Annotated in this window: 16 protein-coding genes; all 16 read left to right on the top strand. The window is 71.7% G+C overall.

Going from position 1 to position 22,658, the window contains the following annotated elements; genetic code table 11:
• Positions 1-2 precede the first annotated feature (2 nt).
• The 16 genes from ACI78U_RS07010 (at position 3) to ACI78U_RS06935 (ending at position 22,536) form a co-directional block, all read left to right on the top strand.
• Positions 3-290 (top strand): LysM domain-containing protein, encoded by a 288-nt coding sequence (locus ACI78U_RS07010; protein WP_456874565.1) that lies wholly within the window; start codon positions 3-5, stop codon positions 288-290.
• Positions 287-1,432, top strand: a complete 1,146-nt coding sequence (locus tag ACI78U_RS07005; RefSeq protein WP_456874564.1) for a hypothetical protein — start codon at positions 287-289, stop codon at positions 1,430-1,432. The genes ACI78U_RS07010 and ACI78U_RS07005 overlap by 4 nt, the downstream gene beginning before the upstream one ends.
• The gene (locus tag ACI78U_RS07000) at positions 1,429-1,920 is read left to right on the top strand and encodes a phage baseplate assembly protein V (protein WP_456874563.1); all 492 of its coding nucleotides are present in this window, start codon (positions 1,429-1,431) and stop codon (positions 1,918-1,920) included. The genes ACI78U_RS07005 and ACI78U_RS07000 overlap by 4 nt, the downstream gene beginning before the upstream one ends.
• A 339-nt stretch (positions 1,921-2,259) precedes the next feature.
• On the top strand, positions 2,260-2,619 hold the full coding sequence (locus ACI78U_RS06995) for a GPW/gp25 family protein (protein WP_456874562.1): 360 nt from the start codon (positions 2,260-2,262) through the stop codon (positions 2,617-2,619).
• Between the two features lie 2 nt (positions 2,620-2,621).
• Positions 2,622-5,093: a hypothetical protein gene (locus ACI78U_RS06990; RefSeq protein ID WP_456874561.1), complete on the top strand. Its 2,472-nt coding sequence runs from the start codon at positions 2,622-2,624 to the stop codon at positions 5,091-5,093.
• Positions 5,090-7,552 (top strand): hypothetical protein, encoded by a 2,463-nt coding sequence (locus tag ACI78U_RS06985; RefSeq protein WP_456874560.1) that lies wholly within the window; start codon positions 5,090-5,092, stop codon positions 7,550-7,552. Before ACI78U_RS06990 ends, ACI78U_RS06985 begins: the two co-directional genes overlap by 4 nt.
• On the top strand, positions 7,549-9,732 hold the full coding sequence (locus ACI78U_RS06980; protein ID WP_456874559.1) for a hypothetical protein: 2,184 nt from the start codon (positions 7,549-7,551) through the stop codon (positions 9,730-9,732). Before ACI78U_RS06985 ends, ACI78U_RS06980 begins: the two co-directional genes overlap by 4 nt.
• A 10-nt stretch (positions 9,733-9,742) precedes the next feature.
• On the top strand, positions 9,743-11,482 hold the full coding sequence (locus tag ACI78U_RS06975) for a DUF6519 domain-containing protein (RefSeq protein ID WP_456874558.1): 1,740 nt from the start codon (positions 9,743-9,745) through the stop codon (positions 11,480-11,482).
• A 142-nt stretch (positions 11,483-11,624) separates the two neighbouring features.
• Entirely contained in the window at positions 11,625-11,798 is a 174-nt protein-coding gene (locus tag ACI78U_RS06970) for a hypothetical protein (RefSeq protein ID WP_456874557.1), read from the top strand.
• Between the two features lie 65 nt (positions 11,799-11,863).
• Positions 11,864-13,948, top strand: a complete 2,085-nt coding sequence (locus ACI78U_RS06965) for a hypothetical protein (protein WP_456874556.1) — start codon at positions 11,864-11,866, stop codon at positions 13,946-13,948.
• Between the two features lie 191 nt (positions 13,949-14,139).
• Entirely contained in the window at positions 14,140-14,388 is a 249-nt protein-coding gene (locus ACI78U_RS06960) for a hypothetical protein (RefSeq protein ID WP_456874555.1), read from the top strand.
• The gene (locus tag ACI78U_RS06955; protein ID WP_456874554.1) at positions 14,385-16,568 is read left to right on the top strand and encodes a hypothetical protein; all 2,184 of its coding nucleotides are present in this window, start codon (positions 14,385-14,387) and stop codon (positions 16,566-16,568) included. The genes ACI78U_RS06960 and ACI78U_RS06955 overlap by 4 nt, the downstream gene beginning before the upstream one ends.
• Positions 16,569-16,583: 15 nt before the next feature.
• Entirely contained in the window at positions 16,584-17,588 is a 1,005-nt protein-coding gene (locus ACI78U_RS06950) for a hypothetical protein (protein ID WP_456874553.1), read from the top strand.
• Positions 17,589-17,948: 360 nt separating this feature from the next.
• The gene (locus ACI78U_RS06945; RefSeq protein WP_456874552.1) at positions 17,949-19,724 is read left to right on the top strand and encodes a caspase family protein; all 1,776 of its coding nucleotides are present in this window, start codon (positions 17,949-17,951) and stop codon (positions 19,722-19,724) included.
• A complete protein-coding gene (locus ACI78U_RS06940; protein WP_456874551.1) occupies positions 19,721-21,664 on the top strand; it encodes a caspase family protein in 1,944 nt (647 codons plus the stop codon). The genes ACI78U_RS06945 and ACI78U_RS06940 overlap by 4 nt, the downstream gene beginning before the upstream one ends.
• 86 nt (positions 21,665-21,750) lie before the next feature.
• Positions 21,751-22,536, top strand: coding sequence for a M12 family metallopeptidase (locus ACI78U_RS06935; RefSeq protein WP_456874550.1), 786 nt, complete (start codon positions 21,751-21,753; stop codon positions 22,534-22,536).
• Positions 22,537-22,658: the final 122 nt, after the last annotated feature.

Raw genomic sequence — 22,658 nt, 5'->3', positions numbered from 1 at the left:
CCGTGTTCGAACCCGACAGCCGCTACGCCGACCTGCCGACGGCCACCCACACCACCGTGGACGGCCGGCAGATCGTCTACGTCACCCGCCGGTTCCTGCCTCGGGCGGCCGCGCTGGTGCCGATCGGGCGGGTCCTCGTCACCGAGGACGACCGGCTGGACCGGATCGCCGCGCGCACCCTCGGCGACCCCCTGCAGTACTGGCGGATCTGCGACGCCAACGAGGCCATGGACCCCGACGAGCTCGTGCGCCGTTCCGGCACGGCCCTCCTCGTCCCGGGCGCGTCGTGATCAGCGGCGCCTCCCTCGCCCTGTTCGTCGGGCCGGTCATCCCGGCTCCGCTGGCACCCGGCCTGCTCAGCGCCGTCGAGCAGGTGTCGGTCACGGTCCAGGACGGCGCGCGCAGCGGCTTCCAGATCGTCCTCGTGGCTGGTCGGGACCGCCGCGACGGCCGGGACGACGTGCGTGAGCTCCACGACCGCACGTTCAAGATCGGGAACCGGGTGCAGATCACGGCCGCCCTCGCCGGGCGCCAGCACGTGCTCATGGACGGCATCGTCACCCACCTCGCCCTGGCCCCCGCCGCCGAACCGAACGCCTCCCGGCTCACGGTCACCGGCGAGGACCTCGGCGTGATGCTCGACCTCGTGGAGGTGCAGCTCGAGTTCCCCGGGATGTCCGACTCCATGATCGCGACGGTGCTCCTCGCGCCGCTGGCCGCGCTCGGGGTCGTTCCCCTGGTGGTGCCCGAGCCCGCGATGATCGTCACTCCCCCGACGCGGTCCGTCCCACAGCGCAACGGGACGTTCCTCGCCATCCTCACGGAGATGGCCGAGCGCTGGGGCTATACGTTCTACGTCCAGCCCGGTCCGTCCCGGGGCGTGAGCACCGCCTACTGGGGGCCGCCGATCCGCGCGGGCGTGCCACAGCGAGCCCTCACGTGGCGCATGGGCGCCGCCTCCGACGTCGGCTCGATCTCCTTCCAGTCCGACGGCACGAAGCCCAAGCAGGTCTTCGGGCTGGTCCAGGAGGAACGGCTGAACCTGCCGATCCCGGTGATCGGCCTGCCGTACACAGGTCAGCCGATGGCGGCGACCCCTGCGTACGTGGGCAACCTGCCGTTCCTCGGGGTGAAGCGGCTCTCCGACGACGAGGGCGGCAAGGTGCTGGCGGCCCTGTGGCGGGCGACCGGCGAGGTCTTCCGCTCCACCAAAGGGGCCGTCACCGCCAGCGGTGAGGTGGACGTCGCGCGCTACGGGACCGCCCTCGCCGCGCGCGGCCTGGTCGACGTCCGTGGGGTGGGCCGGACCATGGACGGCACCTGGTACGTGCAGTCCGTCACGCACACGATCGCGCGCGGCAACTGGAAGCAGTCGTTCACCCTCGAACGCGAGGGCACCGGCGCGCTGAGGGAGCGGGTGGCGCAGCTGTGAACAGGTACTACGGGAAGTACCGCGGGAAGGTCGCTGGCAACACCGACATCGACCGGATGGGCAAGCTGCTCGTCACCTGCCCCCGAGTGCTGGGCACCGGCGTCGTGCCCGCGATGCCGTGTGTGCCCTTCGCCGGCCGGGGCGAGGGCTTCTACATGCTGCCGGGGATCGGCAGCAACGTGTGGGTGGAGTTCGAGGCGGGCGACCCTTCCCGGCCGATCTGGAGCGGCTGCTTCTGGGACGAGCAGTCCATCCCGACCGCTGCACTCCTGCCGAGCGTCCGCACCATCACGACGGCGGCCTCAGAGGTGACGCTCGACGACGCACCGGGCGGCGGACTGCGACTGCGTGTCGGCCCTCCGGTCGTGCAGACCCCGTGCACGATCTCCTGCTCGACGCAGGGCATCACCATCAGCTTCGGATCGAGCGTCATCTCCCTCGACGTCAAGCAGGTGGACGTCAACAACGGCGCGCTGCAGGTGGTGTGAGATGCCCGCGGCGCTCACCACCGCCAGCACGCTCACCTGCCCGCACGGCGGGTCGGTCGCCCACCGTCCGGGGCAGACGAGGGTCCGGATCGCCGGCTCCCCCGCGCTCACCTCGCAGGACGTCGGGACGGTCACCGGGTGCGCCTTCACACTCCCCGGCGGCAAGCCGTCGCCGTGCACGACCGTGCGCTGGACCGCCGGTGCAGCCCAGGTCCGCGTCGGTCGCGTGCCGTTGCTCCTCACCGGGTCGACCGCCGCCTGCCACAGCCCGGAGCAGGCTCCGCAGGGGCCGCCGATCGTGTCGGCGACCCAACCGCGGGGGGCGGGCCGGTGACCGGGATGGCCTTTCCGTACGGGCTCGACCCCACCGGCCGCACCGCCCGGCCGGCCGACGCGGCCGCACACGCCCGCCAACTGCTCGAGCAGGTCCTGCTCACCTCCCCGGGCGACCGGGTCATGCGGCCCGGCTTCGGCACCGGCGCCCACCAGCTCGTCTTCGAGCCGAGCTCCGGCCAGGCGGCCACCGCGGCCCAGCACCTGGTCGGCGGTGCGCTGCAGCAGTGGCTCGCACCATGGCTCGACGTGCAATCCGTGGACGTGGAACCCTCCGGGACGGAGGCCTCCCTCACCGTCACCGTCAGGTACGTGGTGCGGGCCACGGGGGAGAGTGACGTCGCCTCGCTGTCCTTGGGACGCTGACCGTGGCGACCTCGTTCCCCAGCGCGGCCCCCAGTCGGCTCGCCCGGCTACGCGGCCAGGACGCGGTCAACGCGATCGACTTCCTCGAGGTTCCCGACTACTCCGACACGCCGTCCTCGCTCCGCCGGCGAGTGCTCCTGATCAAACTGCTCAACCAGCGAGGGCTCGCTGGGCTCGATCGCTGGCAGGTCCGCGTCACGGGCGGGGTGGCGACCCGCGACCCGCAGGTCGTCTTCGCCGCCGGTCTGGCCACGCTGACGCCGACCAACCAGGAGTGGACGCGGATCACCACGCCAGTGGAACGGGACCACGTCACCAACAAGCTCAGGGTGATCTACCGGCCGATCTCCGAGTGGCTGTTCGTGCTCGTCGACCGCCCGGGCGACCACACGCGCTACCGCTTGGAGCTCGGCCAGGACGACCGGCCTCCTGCGGAGTTCGACCCGGTGCTCTCCGAGGTGGCGTTCTTCTTCCACGTCGACGCCGAGTCCGACCCGTTGCGAGGCGACACGGGCACTCCGACTCCCCCGCAGGAACCGGAGCTGGACTACCTGGCGCGGGACTTCGCCAGTTTCCGGCGGCTGATGTTCGACCGGCTGGCGTTGCTCGCCCCCGCCGACGTCTCCGACGACCCCGCCGAGCTGCGCACCACCCTGGTGGAGGTCCTGGCCTACGCCGCCGACCAGGTGGCGTACTTTCAGGACGCGGTGGCGACCGAGGCGTACCTGGGCACGGCCCGCACCCGCCCGTCGGTCCGCCGGCATGCGCGGCTGCTCGACTACACCGTCCACGAGGGCTGCAACGCTCGCGCGTTCGTCCAGCTGGAGCTCGCAGCCGGCGTCGAGGTCGTCGGCTCGGCGCTGCGGCCCGGCGCGATGTTCCTGACCCGGGTACCCGCGCGCGGCCCGGTGCTCCAGCCGGACGAATGGCCGGGGACGCTGGCTCTCGGCCCGGAGGTCTTCGAGGCGCTCGCCGGGCCAGTCGCATTCTGCGCCGCTCACAACGCGATCTCCTTCCACTCGTGGGCGGCGGAGGACTTCACCGTAGCCGAGGGGGCGACCGAGGCGGCCGTTGTCGACCCTCAGGGCCCGGACGGGAAGGGCCGGCTGCGGCTGGCGCCCGGCGACTTCCTCGCCCTCGAGCAGAACGGCCCGCCGGACGACCTCGACCTGGCCCGCCGGCACGTCGTGCGGCTCGTCGAGGTCGGCGAGCCGCTCGACGACCCGCTGTTCCCTGACGCGCGGGTCCGGCTGGTGCGGTGGCATGAGCACGACGCGCTGCCGTTCCCCCTGCCGGTTCGTGCCGGCCGGCTCGCGGTCGCGGTCGCGCGGGGCAACCTCGTCCTGGTCGACCACGGCCGGACCGTCGCCCAGGAGCGCCTCGCCCTGCGGCCCTGGGGGCACCGCCTCCGCGTCCGGCTCGACCGGCCCCACCTGACGTGGGCGACGGCCGTCGACCCGGCCGCGCCGGCCTCCGCCAGCCTCGTCCAGGACCCGGCCGCGGCGGTGCCCGTCATCGAGGTGCACGGCGAGGGCGAGACGTGGACCCCCCTGCCCGACCTCCTCGACGCCTACGAGTACACGCGCGCGTTCGTGGTGGAACCGGAGTCCGACGGGTCCGTGCAGCTGCGCTTCGGCGACGGGCAGTCTGGCCGGCACCCGGTCGAGCTGGACGGCTTCGCGGCGACCTACCGCGTCGGCAACGGGCCCTCGGGCAACGTCGGCGCCGACGGGATCCGGCACCTCGTCGCCGGCGCCGCCGTGGCGGCGCAGCTGTCCGGTGCGGTCGTCGGGGTGCGCAACCCCCTGCCGGCGATCGGCGGCCGACGGGCGGAGAGCATCGACGACGTCAAGCTGCACGCCCCCCTCGCCCTGCGCGTCCGCGAGCGGGCGGTGACCGAGGCCGATTGGGTGGAGCAGGCCCGGACGCACCCCGACGTGCAGAACGCCGTTGCCGAGATCCGATGGACGGGGAGCTGGCCGACCGTGTACGTGACTCCCGACCCGGTGGCCGGGGCGGAGCCCGACGTCGTGCGCGATCAGCTGATCGCCCGCCTCGGCGGCAGGCGGCTGGCCGGGTACGGCCTGGAGGTCCTGCTTCCCGCCTACGTCGGGCTCGACATCGTCCTGCAGGTACGGGTGGCCGACGGGTACTTCGCCGACGACGTGCACGAGGCGCTGCGTCGCGAATTCTCCGCGGGGCCCCTGCCAGGCGGTCGGCTCGGCTTCTTCCATCCCGACCGGTTCACCTTCGGCACGAGCGTGTGGCGCAGCCAGGTGGTGACCGGGGCCATGGGCGTGCCCGGCGTTGCGGCGGCACAGGCCGTCCGGTTTCGCCGGTGGGGTCTTCCCGAGGCGGCCGGCGACCAGCCACTGCGCGTCGCGATCGGCCCGTCGGAGATCGCCCGGTGCGACAGCGACCCCGACGCCGTCGAGCACGGCCGCATCGAGTTCCTCCTGGAGAGCGGACGGTGAGCCAGGACGAGGCCGCCGGCCGGAGCCTCGGCACCTGGTCGAGCTTCCGGGAGCGGATGCTGCGCGGCCTGCCCCGCCAGGTCGTGCCGCCCGACGCCGGGCCGGCGGGTTCGCGGCCGCTCCAGGGGCTCACGACGCAGGCGTCCGACGACCCCACTGTCGCGCTGGTCGACGCCTTCGCCGCGGTGTGCGACGTGCTGACGTTCTACCAGGAGCGGATCCTGGCGGAAGGGTTCCTGAGCACGGCCACCGAGGACCGGTCGGTGCGCGAGATCCTGGCGGGGCTCGGCTACGAGCCCGGGCCGGGGGTGGCGGCGACGGCCGATCTCTCGTTCACCGTCGACCCGGCCCACGACGGGGAGGTGGTCGTCCCGGCCGGGCACGCCGTGCTCAGCGTCCCGGCGGGTCAGGGCGAGCTGCCGGTGACCTTCGAGACCACCGAGGAACTGCGCGCGCGAGCCGAGTGGAACGCGCTACCGGCGAGGCGCACGCGGCAGCACACCGGCGGCGCGACCGTCCGCACGCTCCACCTGGCCGGCCTCACCACCGGCCTCGTCCCGGGCGACGGGCTCGTTCTCCGCTCCGGAGCGGGGGAGGGCGACGGGGCCTGGGCACTGCACCCGGCCACGGCCGTCACGCCCGATCCAGCGTCCGACCACACAATCGTCACGCTGGGCGAGCCCCTCACCGGGACGGCGCTGCGGGACGGCCCACTGCAGGTGGTCGCCTTCGCCGGTACCGGCGGCCTGTTCGGTTGGAACGCGCCGGACCCGCGGATGCTGCCCAGCAGCACGCCGGGCATCACCCCGCCACCGCCGAGCGAGAACGCGGCATGGATCGGCTTCGGGATGGCGAACGACCGGACGCTGTCCGCCCCCGGGACGGACCCGGTCGTCGACCTCGACCGCGAGTACCCCGAGGCCATCATCGGCGGCCTGATCTGCCTGCACGGCGGCGGAGAGGTCCAGCTGTACCGGGTCAAGACTGCAGCGCCGGCGGCGCGGGTCGACTTCGCCCTCTCCGGTCGGGTCACCCGCGTGACGTTCGGGGCGACCGACCCGGCGAAGGCCAAGCAGGCGCTGGGGAAGCTGGACCGGCGGGGCACGCGGGTACTGCTCGGCAGCCGGGTGCTGCCGACGGTCGACGAGCCCAACCCGACACCCCTGCAGGGCAGGCGCGTCCCCCTGGCGGAACCACTCGTGGTCCCCCTGCCCGCGGGGCGGCCGGTGCTGGTCGTCGGGGAGGGCACCGACGGCCGGCCGCGGGTCGTCCGTACCCAGGTCGCCGACGGCCCCGAACTCACCGTCGACGACGAGCTGCCGCCGCTCCGGCGTCCGACGGTCGTCGTCCACGCCAACGTCGTCCTCGCCACGCACGGTGCGACCGTGCCGGAGCAGGGGCTCGGCCCGGGTGGAACGGTGCCGGAGGAGGTGCTCGGCTGCGGCGACGCCGCGGTCGACCGGCAGAGCTTCACGCTCCGCCACAAGCCGCTGACCTTCGTCGCCGTGGAGGGCCAGGGCGTCGAGCCGGCCTTGACGGTCCGGATCGACGGCGTGCGGTGGGACCGCGTCGACTCCCTGTACACGGCCGGTCCCCGAGACCGGGTGTATCTGCTGCGCCGGGAGCACGACGACTCGACGACGGTCGTGTTCGGTGACGGCCGGCGCGGCGCCCGGGTTCCGACCGGGGTGGAGAACGTCCGGGCGACCTACCGCGCCGGGATCGGCACCCCCGGCCGGTTGGGGGCCGGCCAGCTCAGCCTGCTGCGCAACCGTCCCCTCGGGCTGCAGGGCGTCACCAATCCCGCGCCGACGAGCGGTGCCGCCGACCCCGAGCGGCCGGACACGGCCGGGCGCTCGGGCACGCGGACGGGCGTGGCGCTGGACCGGCTGGTGTCGCTCGCGGACTACGGGACGTTCGCCGCCGCGTTCCCCGGTATCGGCAAGGCGTTGGCGTCCGACCTGCACGACGGCCGGCAGCGGGTCGTGCACCTCACCGTCGCCGGAGCCGCCGGTGAGGTGCTGGACCCCGACGGACCCCTGACCCAGGCGCTGCACGGCGCCGTGCGGGCCCGCCAGGACCCCGCTCACCTCACGGTCGTCGACCGCCACGTGCAGCAGCCGTTCACCGTGCGGCTGACCCTGCTCACCGAGCAGGGGGCCGACGCGGTCGCCGTCGGGGCCGCGGCCCGCGCCGCGCTGACGGCCGCCTTCTCGTTCCCGGCCCGGCAGTTCGGCCAGCCGGTCGCCGCGGCGGAGGTCGTCGGCACGGCCCAGCGGGCGTCCGGGGTCGTCGCGGTCGACCTCGAGACGCTCACCGGCCCGCGCGGACCGGCGGAGCGGGGCGTGCTACTGGCGCACGTGCCGCGGTGGGACGGCGTCCAGGTCACTCCCGCGGAGCTGCTGCTCCTCGACCTCGACTCCCCCGCGAGCCGGATCAGCGTGCGGGAGGCGCCGTGACGGAGCGGTCCGAGCGGCTGCTGGCCCTCCTGCCCGCAGTCCACCGGCTGCGCGACGCGGCCGAGGGGGGCCCCTTGCGGGCGTTGTTGCTGGTCCTAGAGCGCGAGCTGGCCGCCATCGAAGCGGCCGCCGAGTCCACCTGGGACAACTGGTTCGTCGAGACCTGCGAGGAGGCCCTGACGCCGTACCTCGGCGACGCGCTCGGCCTCCCCCGGCTGCGCGGCGGGACGTCGGCATCGGTGTCGCAGCGCGGGTACGTGGCCAACGGGCTCCACCGGATCCGGCGCAGGGGCACGACCGCCGCGCTGGAGCGGCTCGCCCGCGACGTCACCGGGTACCCGGCGTATGCGGTCGAGCAGCTGCTGCTGACCGCCACCACTTCGCACCTCGGTCGGAGCGCCGTGAGCTCACCGCCCGCCGGGCTCGGCACCGTGGACCTGCGCCACCCCGCTCGTCTCGACCGCATCGACCGGGCCTTCGAGACGTTCAGCCACACCGCGGACATCCGCCCGCTGACCGAGGGGGTGCCCCGGTACAACGTGCCCAACATCGCGCTGCACCTGTGGCGCGCCCAGCCCCACGAGATCAGCCGCGCGACCGCGCGCCCGGTCCCCGACGCCGACGACTGGTACTCCTTCGACCCGTTGGGCGCGCGCGTGCCGCTGTTCTCCCGCCCGGGGCAGGACACCGGCGGCACCGGCGCGCGGGCCGGCGGAACCCGGGCACTCAGCCGCACCGACCTGGCCGGTGACCCCTGGCCGCCGGTCGCGGTGCGGGTGCGACGCCCGCAGTACGACGGGGGGCCGCCGCAGGAGGTCCCGCTGGTCGTGGCCCCGTGGGATCTCGCGGAGCGGGGCGGCCGTCGCCCTCCCGAGCGACCGCCGAAGGGCACGGCGTACGTCGATCCCGAGCAGGGGACGCTGGTACTGGCCGCCGAGGATGGACCCGTCGACGAGGTGGTCGTGGACTACGTGCAGGGAGCACCGGGCCGGCTGGGGGCTGGACCGTTCGACCGGTTCGCGTCGTGGCGGGCCCAGGTCGGCCCCGACCCCGTACTAGTGCAGTTCGGCGTCGCCCGGGACGATCCCGCGCCGGGCGCCCGACCGGGCTTGCACCGCACCCTCGAGGAGTCGGTCCTCGCCTGGAACCGGTGGATCGACGCGGTGCCCCGCGACCGCCGGGCGGCCGCCGTCGGGGTGATCGTCATCGCGGACAGCCGTCGGCACGCGGCCCCGACGACGCAGGTGCAGGTACCGGACGGAGCGCGGCTGTACCTGGTCGCGGCCACCTGGCCGATCCGCACCGGACCGGGCGGCGAGTTCACGCGGCTGCCCGGGGAGGTCGTGCCCGCCCTGGTCCGACCGCAGATCGCGGGCGACCTCACGGTGGTCGGCTCCGGCGAGGACAGCGCCGCCCGGCCCGGAGCGCTCGGCCTCAACGGACTGCTGGTCGACGGCCGGGTCGTGGTGGCGCCGGGTCGGCTCGACCGCCTCGAGCTGGTGCACTGCACCGTGGCGGCCGGGATCGTCGTCGCGAAGGACGGCAACGCGGCGAGCAACGGCGGGCTGACGATCGACCTCACCCGCACGGTGCTCCTCGGCCCGATCCGGGCGTCGGCGGCCGGCGGGGCACCACGGGTGAGCATCACCGCGCTGCGCGCGACCGAGAGCGCCATCCTGCGCACAGCCGTCGACCTGCCCGGGGCGGCCCTCGAAGTCGACCGCTGCACGGTGCTCGGCACGCTGAAGGGCCGCACGCTGCAGGCCAGCGAGTGCCTCCTCGATCCTGCGGACGTGCGTCCTCAGGGGCAGGACGAGAGCTACGAGATCGGCACACGACAGCAGGGGTTCGTCCGCTACTGCTACCTGCCGGACGCGCCGCGGGCACCACGCCGTTACCGCTGCCAGCCAGACCTCGCGGTGGCGGACGTCGATCCTGCGGACCGGCGCGCCATCGTGTCGCGGATGCGACCGACCTTCGACAGCGAGGTGCTCGGCACCCCGGGATTCCTCGTGCTGTCGCCGTCCGCCGCCGCCGAGCTGCGGACCACCGCCGCCGACGGCGGCGAGCCCGGGGTGTGGCACCACCTCGGGCATCCGCTGCGCATGGTGAACCTCGACGCCGCCCTGCGGCAGGACCTCCGCTTCGGCCTTTCGGCCGGAGCGGTCTTCGAACGGTGAGGGAGCGCCCGTGTCCGGGGACATCACGCGTCGCAGTTTCGACCCGCGGAAGCGCTACTCGGCCGTGCGCCAGCAGCAGGGCCGGGTGCAGACCGACGCCGACTGGAACGAGGACCGCGACATCGCGCTGTTCGAGCAGCGTCAGGGCCGGTCGGACCTGATCGGGCGGCACGGCGCGCCGCTCCGCAACCCCGGCTTCAAGGTGGCGCTCCGCGCCGGCGACAACTCCCAGCTCCAGACCGGCGCGGGGCGCTACTACGTCGACGGCATCCGCATCGACGCCGACGTCCCCACCGACCTCGAGAAGACACCCACGGTCGTCGGCAACTACCTGGTCTACCTCGACGTCTGGGAACGGACCGTCACGGCCGTCGAGGATCCGACGATCCGCGAGGTGGCCCTCGGCGGACCCGACACCGCCACCCGGATGCAGGTGCTATGGAAGGCGAGGGCGCTGCAGGTCGCAGGAGCCACCCTGACGTGCGGTACGAACGCGCCCGAGTGGAACGCCCTCATCGAGCGCGACGCGACCGGGACCGACACGCGCGGCAAGCTGCGTGTGACCAGCGACGGGTTCCGCCCCCGGGAGAACCGCACGTACCGCGTGCAGATCCATCAGGGCAACATCGATCCGACGACCGGAAAACCCAACGGGAAGGCCCCCACGTTCGTGTGGAGCCGGGACAACGGCGCCGTCCTGGCCGCCTGGACGGCCGCACCCAAGGACTTCGACGTCCAGGTCGACCGCCCGGGACCGGGCGGAGCCGCCGGGTTCGCTCCCGGCGCGCTGGTGGAGTTGAGCACCGACGAGAGCGACGCCCGCCTGGAGCCCGGCCTGCTCGCGACCGTCGGCTCGGTCACCGGCCGGACGCTGCGGCTCGAGGGCACCAGCATCCCCGGCGACGACCCCAAGAAGCAGCTCACGGACGCCTTCAAGGGCACGAACCCCAAGGTGCGGCGATGGGACTCCCCGGCGCCCGTCCCGGTGCCCCCGGCCGGCACGACCGTCGCGCTCGACAACGGCCTCCGGGTGGAGGTCAAGGGCGACCGCTGGCGCACCGGCGACCACTGGATCATCCCGGCTCGGTCGGCGGTCCTGCCCGGGACTGTCGACCGTCAGATCGAGTGGCCGGCCGACGCCGGCGGCGTCGCGCAGTTCGTCGCGCCGCACGGGCCGGAGCACCACTACGTACGGCTCGCCGTCGCCAAGCTCACCGCCCCCAACACCTGGGCCCTTGAGGAGTGCCGCAAGATCTTCCCGCCGCTGACCGGACCGACAACGGACGCGCTCCACCTTCCGCCGGTCACCGGCGGGGGCGAGGGCGCGCGCCCGACAGAGGGCAGTGCGACAACCGACGCCGGCGGGGCGGAGCCGGTCGCCGTCGGGCCGGACACCGTCGTCCCCGTGGCCGCGTGGTCCGGGCAGCTGAGCCTGCACCTGCCGTTCCCGCTCGCCGAGGGGATCTCCGCACGCACCCTCGACGCAGCCGTGGACGTCACGGTCGAGATCCCGGCCGCCGGTGGCAGGTGGCCCGGTGGGCGGGAACCCCACCGCATGCCCGGTGCAGCGAGCATCGACCGGCGGAACTCCGACGCCACGGACCTGACGTGGGTCGGCGACGGGTCGGCCCTCACGGCAGAGGACGTCGCGCACGGGGAGGTCCTCGTCCGCGTCACGGTCCACCTCGGGTTGTTGACCAGGAACCCCCTGGCGCCGGGCTGGCGGACGGCGTTCTACGTGGGCGCTTGACCGCGGCGGTCAGCGACCGGGTTCCTCCGGTTCCGGAGCCGGAGGGTCTGGACGAAGTGCCACGGGCGCGGTTCACTGCGGCGGCGTCCCTCCTCGCACTTCCCAGCGACCGGTCCAGCACGGACCGAGAGGAGAGCCCACGGTGAGCGACCTGGACGCCAGGATGCGGGACCGGCTGGCCGAGCTGCGCAAGGAGTGGGAGATCGGGCAGGCGCGTCTCGCGGAGCTCGAGCGCGAGACCGCGGCCCTCCAGCAGTCGATGTTGCGGATCGCGGGGGCGACCCAGGTGCTGACCGAGATGCTTCCCGACGAGTAGGACGGCCGAGCGGATCCGGCGGCGGCGCGGGCCGCGGCCGGCGACACAGGATAGCGAGGACGACCGTGGGCGCAGTGCCGCTGACGCGCAGCAGCTACCTCGACAGCACGGGATCCGTGCGTGACGAACCTCCCACCGAACCGCGGGAAAGCCAGCTCGACCAGGAGCAGCTCGTCATCGCCTGGGGCCGGATCCATGCCAACGGCTCGCACGGATGGGGTGTCGCCACCGGGCTCGACGTCTCCGCCACCGTCGACGCGGCGGGCCTGACCGTGGCCCCCGGTATCGCCATCGACGCTCTCGGCCAGCACATCAGCCTCGCGGAGGGGGCCGGTCGCGCCCTTGTGGGGACCTCGAACACCCCCGTCGACGTGATCGGTACCGGCGTCGCCCTGCCGACGACCGGCACGGGCGGCACAGCGCTAAGCGGACCGTTCAACGTGACCGTCGAGTTCGCCGAGTTCCTGGACCAGGACACCCGCCGGTACCGGCACACGCCCCGGGTGCGGCTGGTCGCATCGGAGGGGTTCACCAACGACGGCACGCGCGTCGTCCTGGCCCTCGTCCAGCTGCAGGACGGGGTCGTCACGGGGCTGGAGACGGGCCTCCGTCGCGGCGGCGAGCTGCCCGCGCAACGAGTGACGCTGTCCGGGCCCGTCCGCACCGGGGCGGCCGCCGCACCGGTGATCGGACACCGGTCCGTCGGGGGGCTCTACGCCGGCCTCGCCGGTGGGCTGGAGATCCGGCTGGACGATCCCGCCGCACCACTCCACCTCGGCGGCACCCCCGGCACCTCCGCTCCCCTGACCATCGGCGCCGCCACCATCACCGCCCACCGCCCCGACGGCACTCCCGCTCTGGAACTCGACCTGACGACCGAGGCCGCCACCCTCAAGGTGGGCAGCCTGACGGCGTCCACCGTGTCCACCGGGACCCTCGCCGCCACCGGCCTGACCGTGGGCAACCTGACGGCCTCGACGAGCCTGACGACGCCGACCATGACCGCCACCGACCTGTTCTCGACGAACCTGTCCACGACGAACCTGTCCACGACGAACCTCACGACATGGGGGCTCACCGCGACCAGCGTCAACACCTCGTCACTGTCGGCGTCGACCCTCACAACTCCCTGGATCGACGTCGGGCAGCTCAACACGAGCGGTCAGTCGTGGCTCAACGGGCAGGTCGTCGCCGGCGCCAACACGTTCGTGAACGGCCAGTTCACGGCCAAGAACCAGTCGTGGCTCAACGGCCAGGTCGTCGCCGGGGGCAACACGTTCGCGAAGGCCCAGCTGACCGTCGACGAACAGTTCACGGCCAAGGGCCAGTCGTGGCTCAACGACCAGGTCGTCGCCGGCGCCAACACGTTCGTGAACGGCCAGTTCACGGCCAAGAACCAGTCGTGGCTCAACGGCCAGGTCGTCGCCGGGGGCAACACGTTCGCGAAGGCCCAGCTGACCGTCGACGGACAGTTCACGGCCAAGGGCCAGTCGTGGCTCAACGGCCAGGTCGTCGCCGACGGGAACAGCTTTTTCAACAGCGCCGTGGTCGTGAAGGGTTTCCTGCACAAGTCGGGCGGCGGGTTCCTGATCGACCATCCCCTGGCTCCCGAGGACAAGTACCTGTCGCACTCATTCGTGGAGTCGCCGGACATGGTCAACCTCTACGTCGGCGTCGTCGAGACCGGCGACGACGGCCGGGCGACAGTCCGACTCCCCGACTTCTTCGCCGCCCTCAACCGCGACCACCGCTTCCAGTTGACCCCGATCGGCGCGCTCGCCCTCGCCACCGTCGAGAGCGAGATCACGGACAACACCTTCACCATCCGCACCGACAAGCCGGGCGTCACCGTCTCCTGGCAGGTCACGGGCGTGCGACAGGATCCGTGGGCCGAGGCCAACCGGATCGTCGTGGAGCAGGACAAGCCTCTAGAGGAACAGGGCCGGTTCCTGCACCCGGGGCTGTACGGGCACGCCGACGACCTCTCCTCCGGCGCTACGGCCCCCCAGCTGATGCCCGAGGCCGCGGCGTCCGTGTCCTCTCTGCCGCCGGACTCCCCCACGCAGCCGGCGCTGCCGCCGGAGCCGGAGCCGGCGTCGGCGCCTGAGCCGGAGGCCAGGGAGCAGCGGCGGATCCCCCCGATCACGTGACGGGGGCGTCACCTCACCGGACGCGGTGACGGGACGATGACGGGACGGTAACGACGCCTCAGGACCATTACGCCCTCGAGAGGTGGTCCATCTCCTCCGTGAGCGCGCCACGCCACCCGGGTTCACGGGGGTGCACCCGACATGTCGCCGACGGTGCCGTCCACCGAGGCCGAACACACGCAGGAGGACCCGTGGCCGAGCTCTTTCCCATCACGGCAGGACTGTTGTGTGGTCTGTTGCTCGGATCCCTCACCGCCCGGCGGCGCGTGCTCGTCGGCCTGACCTTCTCGGTGGTCGCGGGCGTGCTGGCGACGGTGGTCTCCGGTGAGTGGCGGATCAGCTGGGCCTTCCTGCTGATCGACATCCCGCTGGTGGCCGTCGGCGCGGTGATCGGCGATCTCCTGTCCCGTCGCGTCGTCCTCCGGTGGGCCGCGCGGTGACCGGGATCTGGACCAGGCAGGGTCCGCGGCCGATCACGGGTGGCCAGGTCGAGGGCCTCGTGGACAAGGAGGTGGTCGGCGCCATCAAGGCGGTCGCCCCGCACCCGTCGAACCCCGACATCGTCTACGCAGGCTCGGTGAACGGGGGCGTGTGGCGGACCAGGAACGCGACCAGCGCGAGGCCGACGTGGGACCACCTCACCGATCACCTCCCCTCCCTGTCGATCGGTGCGCTGCAGTTCGACCCGACCGACGCGACGCACGCGACCCTGGTCGCCGGGAGCGGCCGCTTCAGCAGCCTCGCCCGCATCGGCGGGGCGCTCATCGGGGTGCTCCGAACCACGGACGGTGGCGCGACCTGGACCGTGCACGACGCGGCCGGTCAGTTCAGGGCCTTCCACATCTGCGACGTCATCCCTCGCGGCCCGACGATCGTCGTCGCGGCCAACAACGCCGGCATCTTCCGCACGACCGACGCCGGCGCCACTTGGGCGCCGGTCTCCGGCGCGGCCGGTACGGGACTACCGGCCGGTGTCTCGTTCGCGCTCGCCGGGGACCCGACCACGCCCACCCACCTGTTCGCGCACGTCGGCACCGGCGGCATCTTCAGGAGCACCGACACCGGGGAAACCTGGGCCAAGGTCAGCACCGCGGCGATGGACGCCCTGCTCCCCCGGGCCGTCAACGTGAAGATCGCGACGGGCACCGCCGACGACGTCTACGTCGCGATCGCCGACGGGCGGCTCACCGGGCTGTTCCGCTCCGGCGATGGCGGCGCCACGTGGACGGCGCTCGACCTGCCCACGACGGTCGAGGGCACGGTCGGGACCACCCAGGTGCGCATCGGCCTGCACCCAGGCCGGCAGGCCGGCATCCACCTGTCCCTGGCCGCCGATCACGTCGACCACGACGTGGTCTACATCGGCGGTGACCGGCAGCCGGATCGCACGGAAGCTCTCCCCACGGCCACCCAGCGCTTCCCCAACGGCATCGGCGCACGCGACTACACCGGCCGGCTCTTCCGGGTGGACGCGGGCCGTCCGACCGGCAGCCAGGCCTCGCACATCACCCACTCGCACACCGCATCCGGGACCGCGCCGCACGCCGACTCACGCAGCATGGCGATCGACGCCCGCGGCGACCTGATCGAGGGTGACGACGGCGGCATCTACCGGCGAAGGAATCCGCGCAGCGACACCGCCGACTGGGTCTCGATGATCGGCGACCTGCAGGCGACCGAGTTCCACTCCGGCGCCTGGGACGCCAACACCCGGACGGCCCTGGGCGGTGCGCAGGACACCGGGACCCCGCAGGAGCTGGCCGCCGTGGCACCGCGGTGGCCGAGCGTCTCCACGGGGGACGGCGCGGTGGTGGTGGTCGACGACACCACCACCCCGGGCCTGTCGGTCCGCTACTCCAGCTTCCAGGAACTCCGCGGCTTTCGCCGGGAGGTCTACACCGCCAGCGGCGCCCTGCAGAGCCGCGTGTTCATCCCGATGCAGGTGCTCGGACCCGGCGCTCCGATCGCGGCCCAGTTCTACACCCCGCTCGAGCTGAACCAGGTGGTGGCCACGCGACTGGTCATCGGTGCCGCCAACGGGGTCTACGAGTCCGACGACCAGGGCGACACCGTCACCGCGATCGGCCCCGGCATCCAGGTCAACAGCATCAATGCCGGACTGGCCGCGCCGATCGCCTACGGCGCCCAGGGCAACGCCGACCTGCTGTATGTCGGATCCGGCACCAGCCTGTTCGTCCGCACCGCGCCTCCTCCGGCACCCCTCGCGGTGTCCGCCGGCTATCCCGGCAGCAGCCCGGTGCGGGGCATCGCGATCGTGCCGACGGACCCGGACACCGCCTTCACCGTCGACGCCGGCGCCGTCCACCGGACGACCGACGCCGGGCTCACCTGGACGAACGTCACGGGCAACCTCCTCACCCTCGGCGGCGTCGTGCTCCGGTCGGTCACCTACTGCGCCGACCTCGACAACGGCAGCGTCGTCGTCGGCACCAACGCGGGCGTGTTCGCCGCCCCCGCCACCGCCACGGGCTCCAGCTGGACCCAGCTCGGCTCCGGGCTGCCGACGGTCCCGGTGCCCCGCCTGCGCTACAGCCCCGCGAGCAGGGTCCTCCTCGCCGCGACCCTGGGCCGCGGCGCGTGGACACTCAGCATCCCGTGAAAGAGGGTCGCAACCGTGCCCAGCTTCCAGCTCAGCCCCAGTGTCGTCGTCGATCCCGACCGCCGGGAGGCGTACCTGATGAGCCCCGACGGCGGGATCATCGCCCTCGATCTCGGCGAGGGCACGCCGGTCTGGCGCAGCAGTGCAGCGGACAAGCCGCTGGCCGTCGCGGACACCCTGCTCATCAGCCAGGCCGAGACACCTAGCCCGGCCAACGCGATGAGGATCGTGACGCTGGACACCAGCAGAGGAGGTGCGCTGGTCAGCGAAGCCGTGATCGAGCTGCCCCCCGGCGTGCAGCCGATGATCGCCCCGTCGCTGAACCGGTCGTTCACCGCCTCCGCGCGGGCCGATCCCGAGGGAGCCGTCGTCTCGTGGGAGTTCGTCGAGCAGCCCGCACGGGGGGTCGCCGACGGGCCGATGGAGGTGCTCCCCGGTGAGGCACCTCCCGCCGTCTCGGCCGCGACGCCTCCGGTCGCCGGCCCGCGCAGGATCACGGCCGGAGCGATGGACACACGGGAACCGGGCGGTGGAGCGACCGTCGTCCGGGGGACAGCGCGAGTCGACCCCCTGTCCGGAACCGTGACCGCCGGGGAGCCAGACGCGCCGGCGCCGGGCCCACCCCCCGTGACCGCCGGTGACTCGGCTCCCGCTCCGGACCTCGAGGCGGACGCCGCCCTGCCCGGCGTGCCGCAACCGCAGTTCCTGTCCGCGGACGGGCGTCACGTGCTGAGCAGCACCCGGATCGCGAACGACCCCGACTGGGACAAGTACCTGTGGACCGTCTTCGACCGGGACAGCGGTCGCCGGGTCGGCGAACTCCGCATGCACACGCGTTTCGTCCCGTTCGTGGTCGTCGGCACACGAATGGTCTTCGAGACACTGCCCTACGAGCGGCGGGAGGGTCCGGAGCTGCAGCAGGAGCCGCTCCAGCTGCGCGCCGCCGACCTGAGCACCGGCGCCCAGGTGTGGCGCCAGCCCGTGCGCGACACGGTGGATCGCCAGCCGCCACCTCCCTAGGAGCGCCCGGTCCCACCCGCCGCCCTTGCACGGGCCCCGGAGCGCCCACCCACCCGCGACGGACCGAGGAGTCAGCCCGGTGGACCACCCAGCCGGGGCGCCGTTCAGGCCGGTGGCCGGCCGGGCCCGAACCGGCTGAGACCGCCGCCATAGTCCGTCGTCTGCGCTGCTGCGTCGGACGAGCAAGCCGACATGATCTTCAGCGCGGCCACATGCCTCGGCCGCCGTCGACGAGGTCGAGGACCCACGGGCCTGCCTGCCGCGGCCGGGGGACGTCAGCTCAGCGCAAGGGTGATTGACCGGCGGCCGGTCCAGGTGGTGGTCTGTCGCAACTCTTCAAGAGGTATGTGGAGGGAACTCGTGTCGGACTCGCTCCGGTCGGCCATCGTCATCGGCAACGGCGCCTACCAGGAGGGTCGGCTGGACAACCCGACGGGAGACGCTCAGGCGATCGACGGTCGGCTCAAGGAATTCGGATTCGAGACGGTGTTCGGCTGCGATCTCAGCCGTGACGAAATTTTCGCCACCATGGACAACTTCCGAGATCGGTTTCCGGAAGCCGCGGTCTCGCTGTTGTTCTACGCTGGCCACGGGCTGCAGCACCAAGGAAAGAACTACCTGGTGCCAGTCGAGGCTCGAATGAGACGGTCCGCCGATATCGCCCGGTTCGGAATCGACGTCGACCAGTTCCTGGAGCTTTTTGAAGAGACGGCGAGTACGTCGATCGTCTTTCTCGACTGCTGCCGCGACAGCCCCTTCCTCGATCGGATTCTGAACAGTACGCGGGCTGAGCATCGAGACCTGCTCCCCCTCAAACCCGGCTTGGCCAACGTGGACGCCCGGAATGGAACCTTAATTGCCTACGCCACCAGCCCCAATAGAACAGCTAATGACGGCACGGGAGAGCACAGCCCGTTCACGACGGCACTGCTCAACCGGCTGGGTCGGCCGAACGAATCGATCACCGACATGATGATCGATGTGACCAGAGAGGTGCTGGAACTCACCAACAACCGCCAATGCCCCTGGTTCCATCAGTCACTGTGGCGAAAGTTCGTGATCAACCCCCAGGAGGCGGCGCTCCCGCCGGCCACGTCGGTGGGGCAGGACTCAGACGAAGCAGCTTGGCTGGCAATTAGCGCAAGCAACAGCATCTCGGTGTTCGATTCCTTCATACAGAAGCATCCGACGTCGACCTACAGTGACCACGCGCGGGCCAGGATCAGTCAGATTCGGGCCACCGCGGAGGCCCAACAAGCGTTGGCGTCGGCCGGGTTGCCGAGCAACGCGCAGGTCAGTGTCATCCCCATCCGGCCCTACGACCGGTCCACGGTAATACCCGTGGAACCGATCGGCGGGTCACGCAAGCCACCCGGCCTCGGTTACCGCAATATGGTCCACCCGGCCTTTCTCGAGGGGCTCGTGGCCATCGGTCTCTTTTCGGTGGCCAAGGTCGTGACGACCGACGGTCGAGGGATCGGGACGGCGTACATCGTGAGCGGGGTTGACGTGTTCGGTCCGGAGGACAGGGGCATGTACGCCTTAACGGCATCCCATGTCGTCGGATCGAAAGAGCCGGCCGGCTTCGGAGTCAGCCCGGAGGAGGTGTTGCTCTCATTCGAAGGGATGGATGACCGCGGAGCCGCAACCGACCCGTTGCGAGTGACCGACGTCGTGTGGGAGTCCGAGCCGTGGGGCAGAGGGTGCGACGCCACCATCCTCGGTCTCGGCCCGGACCTGCCGGACTTTGTTCGACCAATACCCATCGCCTCAGGGCTCCCGGAGATTGACCTGTCCAGTCCGCTTTCGTTCGCCTCCCGTCCCCGGGTCGTCTCCATCTCCTACCCCTACGGTGGCGGGATCCGTTTCGGGACGATCGACAACTTCCTGCTCGACTACGATCGACCGATCTTCGACGAGAACGGGCAACCGGTCGACAGGGTAATTAGACTCCACCACACCGCGGCCTCCGAGCCGGGCAGCTCGGGCTGCCCGATTCTCGACGAGCATCTAGAAGTTATCGGCCTCCACATCGGTGGCGCCGATCAGGTACCTCGACTGAACGGGCAGGACGGCCACTACTCTGCGAACTTTGGAGTGTGGATTCAGTCGATCATTAAGGCGGCTCACCGATGAACCCCGACGAACTGCATGTGCTCCTGATTGGCATCGACGCCTACGACGGTGGCGGCTCGCTCCAGGGCTGCGTCAATGATGTCGACGCGATCCAAGGCATCCTCCTAGATCGGCTCGGAGTGCCTGCGGAGCGGGTGACGCGCCTGGTGAGCCCGCGCTCCAGCGCCGACCACGACACACGGATCGAGGGGCACCTGCCCACCCTGGCAGCCATCACCGCAGCGCTTGACCGGCTCGCGGGCGATGAGGTGGCGCCGACCGACCGCGTCTTCATCTACTACTCCGGCCACGGTACGCAACTCGTTCTCGAGGACGCCGAGGGCCGGCGCTTCCCACGTGAAGCCCTGCTGCCGAAGGACAAGGTACGAGGCCCCGACACCGTTGTCCTGGCCGACTGGGAGCTCAACGCTGCGATAGCCCGTATCGGAGCCCGGTGCCTCTCGGCGACGATGGTGCTGGACTGCTGCAGCTCGGCCGGAGCCACCCGAGCGCTGAGCTTCGAGACCGGCACGACCCGGTTCTGGCCCACGGCCGGGATCCGTCCGATTCGCGGGACGGAGGCCAGGCTCGAGTCCACCTCCCGAGGGGTCGCCGAGGGCGTGGTGGCCCAGATCGACAACTGCCAGGTCGTGGCCGCCTGCCAGGCGGACGAGAAGGCGAAGGAAGCCGACCTCGACGGGCGGACGATGGGTCACCTGACCCGGTCGCTCTGTGAGCGGCTCCTGGCCGTCGACCCAGGCGACCTGTCCCGGCTGCGCTGGGGGCAAGTCTGGCGCCAGGTCGAAGCGGCCGTCGTGAAGCGCAACCCGCAGCAGCGGCCCTGGCTCTCGACCGGATTCGCTCGTGCGGTGTTCGGGGGGGACCCCGATGACAGAGGAGACGTCGGTTTCGCCGTCCGCCGGCACGGCGATCGGTTCCAACTCGACGTCGGCACCCTGGCCGGAGTCACCGAAGGTGCCCGGATCGCCGTCTACGGCCCGGAGCCCGTCACCTTCGCTCCGCTGGGAAGCCCGGCCGACAGAGGCGCCCGGCTCGGCGAGCTGCGGGTCGACTCGGCCACCTGGGCTAGTTGCAGCGGCACCCCGGTCGCCCCGTTCACCCTCCCTGAAGCCGCCCGAGGCCGACTGGTGGCTCCCGGCACCGACGCCCGACTGACGGTGAGCCTTCGGCCGCACGTCGACGAGGCGGCGGCCGCGCTTGGTGAGTCGCCGTTCATCCAGGTGGTAGACGATGCTCACCACGCCGACCTGGAGCTGCACCGGCGGCCGGAGGGATGGATTCTGGCTGACGATCTCCACGGCGACGATCCAGACGGGCCCCGCTTCCCGCCTGTGCCCGACAGGCACGGCGACCTGCTCCGTCCGATCACTGAGCACTACTACCGCTACAGCGCTCCGTTGCGCCTGGCTCATGCCTGTCGCGACCTGCCGAGGATGCTGCAGCTCTCGGTGCTCAGCTGCAATCACCACCGGCCGACGGCGGCCGACGCTCAGACAGCGTCACTTCCGGAGGTCACCGGGAGCAACCGGGCGCGCTACGAACTGACCGTGGGCGACCTCATCTGCATCGCCGTCCACAACCACTCCGATCGTGACGTCTACGTGACGCTCATCGACGTCGCGCCCAGCGGCCGAGTCTTCCTGCTCGGCACTAGTCAGGTCCCGGCTCGCGCGCGTGAACGGTTCTGGTACGGCAATTCCCTCGGCGCGCCGTTCCCGGTGTCACTGCCCGCAGGCCAGCAGGTGGGGGTGGACCGGCTGGTCGCGATCGGAACCACGGTCTCCGGGGTCGACCTCAGTCATCTGCGACAGGACACCGGCTTCGCCGAGCTCATGCAACTCGCCAGGGGTGGTCACGACCGGGATCTGGGGTCGCCCCCCTGCCCGCCTCCGCTCGAGCAGTACACCTCCGCCGTCGCCGACATCTGGGTCAGGAACTGACGGGTCCCGACAGTGGGTCAGGAACTGACGGTTCCTACAGCCACGGCTCGCTGCCACCTCGTCACCGCCTCGAGGAGGAAGCACTCATGAACAGGACGAGAACCTGCACCACCCGTCTCCTGCCGAAGGCCCAGCGGGTGGAGGCCGCCCGGTACGCCGCCACCGTTTACACCAAGAACCTGCCGGCAGGAACCAGCATCGACGACCTCGAGGGCGGCGGTGCAGACCGACTGGCCGTCGTGGTCAACAAGTGGTGGGGACCGAGCGTCGACCTGACCGTGGGATTCCTCGACAATCCCTCGCGGCAGTTGCGGGACAAGATTATGCTCCACCTGAACGCGTGGGCCCGGGATGCTTGTGTTCGGTTCCACGAAGTCGAGACCGACCCCGTGGTTCGCATCAGCCGCCTGTCCAACACCGACCTCCCCGGGTTTGGAGGGTACTGGTCGTACGTGGGCACCGACGTCGCCTTCATTCCTGACGATGAACCGACGATGAACTTTGAGGGGTTCACGGCGTCGACAACCGACACCGAGTTCGACCGCGTTGTGCGGCACGAGGCAGGGCACACGCTGGGCTTTCCTCACGAGCATATGCGCCGCGAACTGGTCGAGCGGCTCGACCGGGAGAAGGTGATCGCGGCTTACGTGGCGTCCCAGGGCTGGACGGAGCAGGAGGTCATCGACCAGGTGCTGACGCCACTCGAGGAGGCGTCGATCCTCGGCACACACGCCACGGACGAGACCTCGATCATGTGCTATCAGATTGACGGCGAGCTCACAATCGATAGTGAGCCTATCCTCGGTGGAATGGACATCAACGAGGCAGACCACCGCTTCGCCGCACTCGTCTACTCCGGCCACGGGGAGTGAATGATTAGGGTGTGTGCTGCTCACGGCGGGACCATGAGAGGTGCAGCTCGACAGTTCATAACCGCCACGCAGCTCTCCGTCCCAGAAAACGCGCAGAATAGGTACGAGCCCAATCTATCAAA

It is taken from the genome of Geodermatophilus sp. SYSU D00710, from assembly GCF_054050195.1.
This window is presented reverse-complemented; position numbering and strand designations above follow the sequence as displayed.

What these genes read in the sequence shown, in the direction of transcription:
- ACI78U_RS06995 (WP_456874562.1), top strand. Translation starts at nt 2,260, where the DNA reads ATGGCCTTTCCGTACGGGCTCGACCCCACCGGCCGCACCGCCCGGCCG.
- ACI78U_RS06940 (WP_456874551.1), top strand. Translation starts at nt 19,721, where the DNA reads ATGAACCCCGACGAACTGCATGTGCTCCTGATTGGCATCGACGCCTAC.
- ACI78U_RS06935 (WP_456874550.1), top strand. Translation starts at nt 21,751, where the DNA reads ATGAACAGGACGAGAACCTGCACCACCCGTCTCCTGCCGAAGGCCCAG.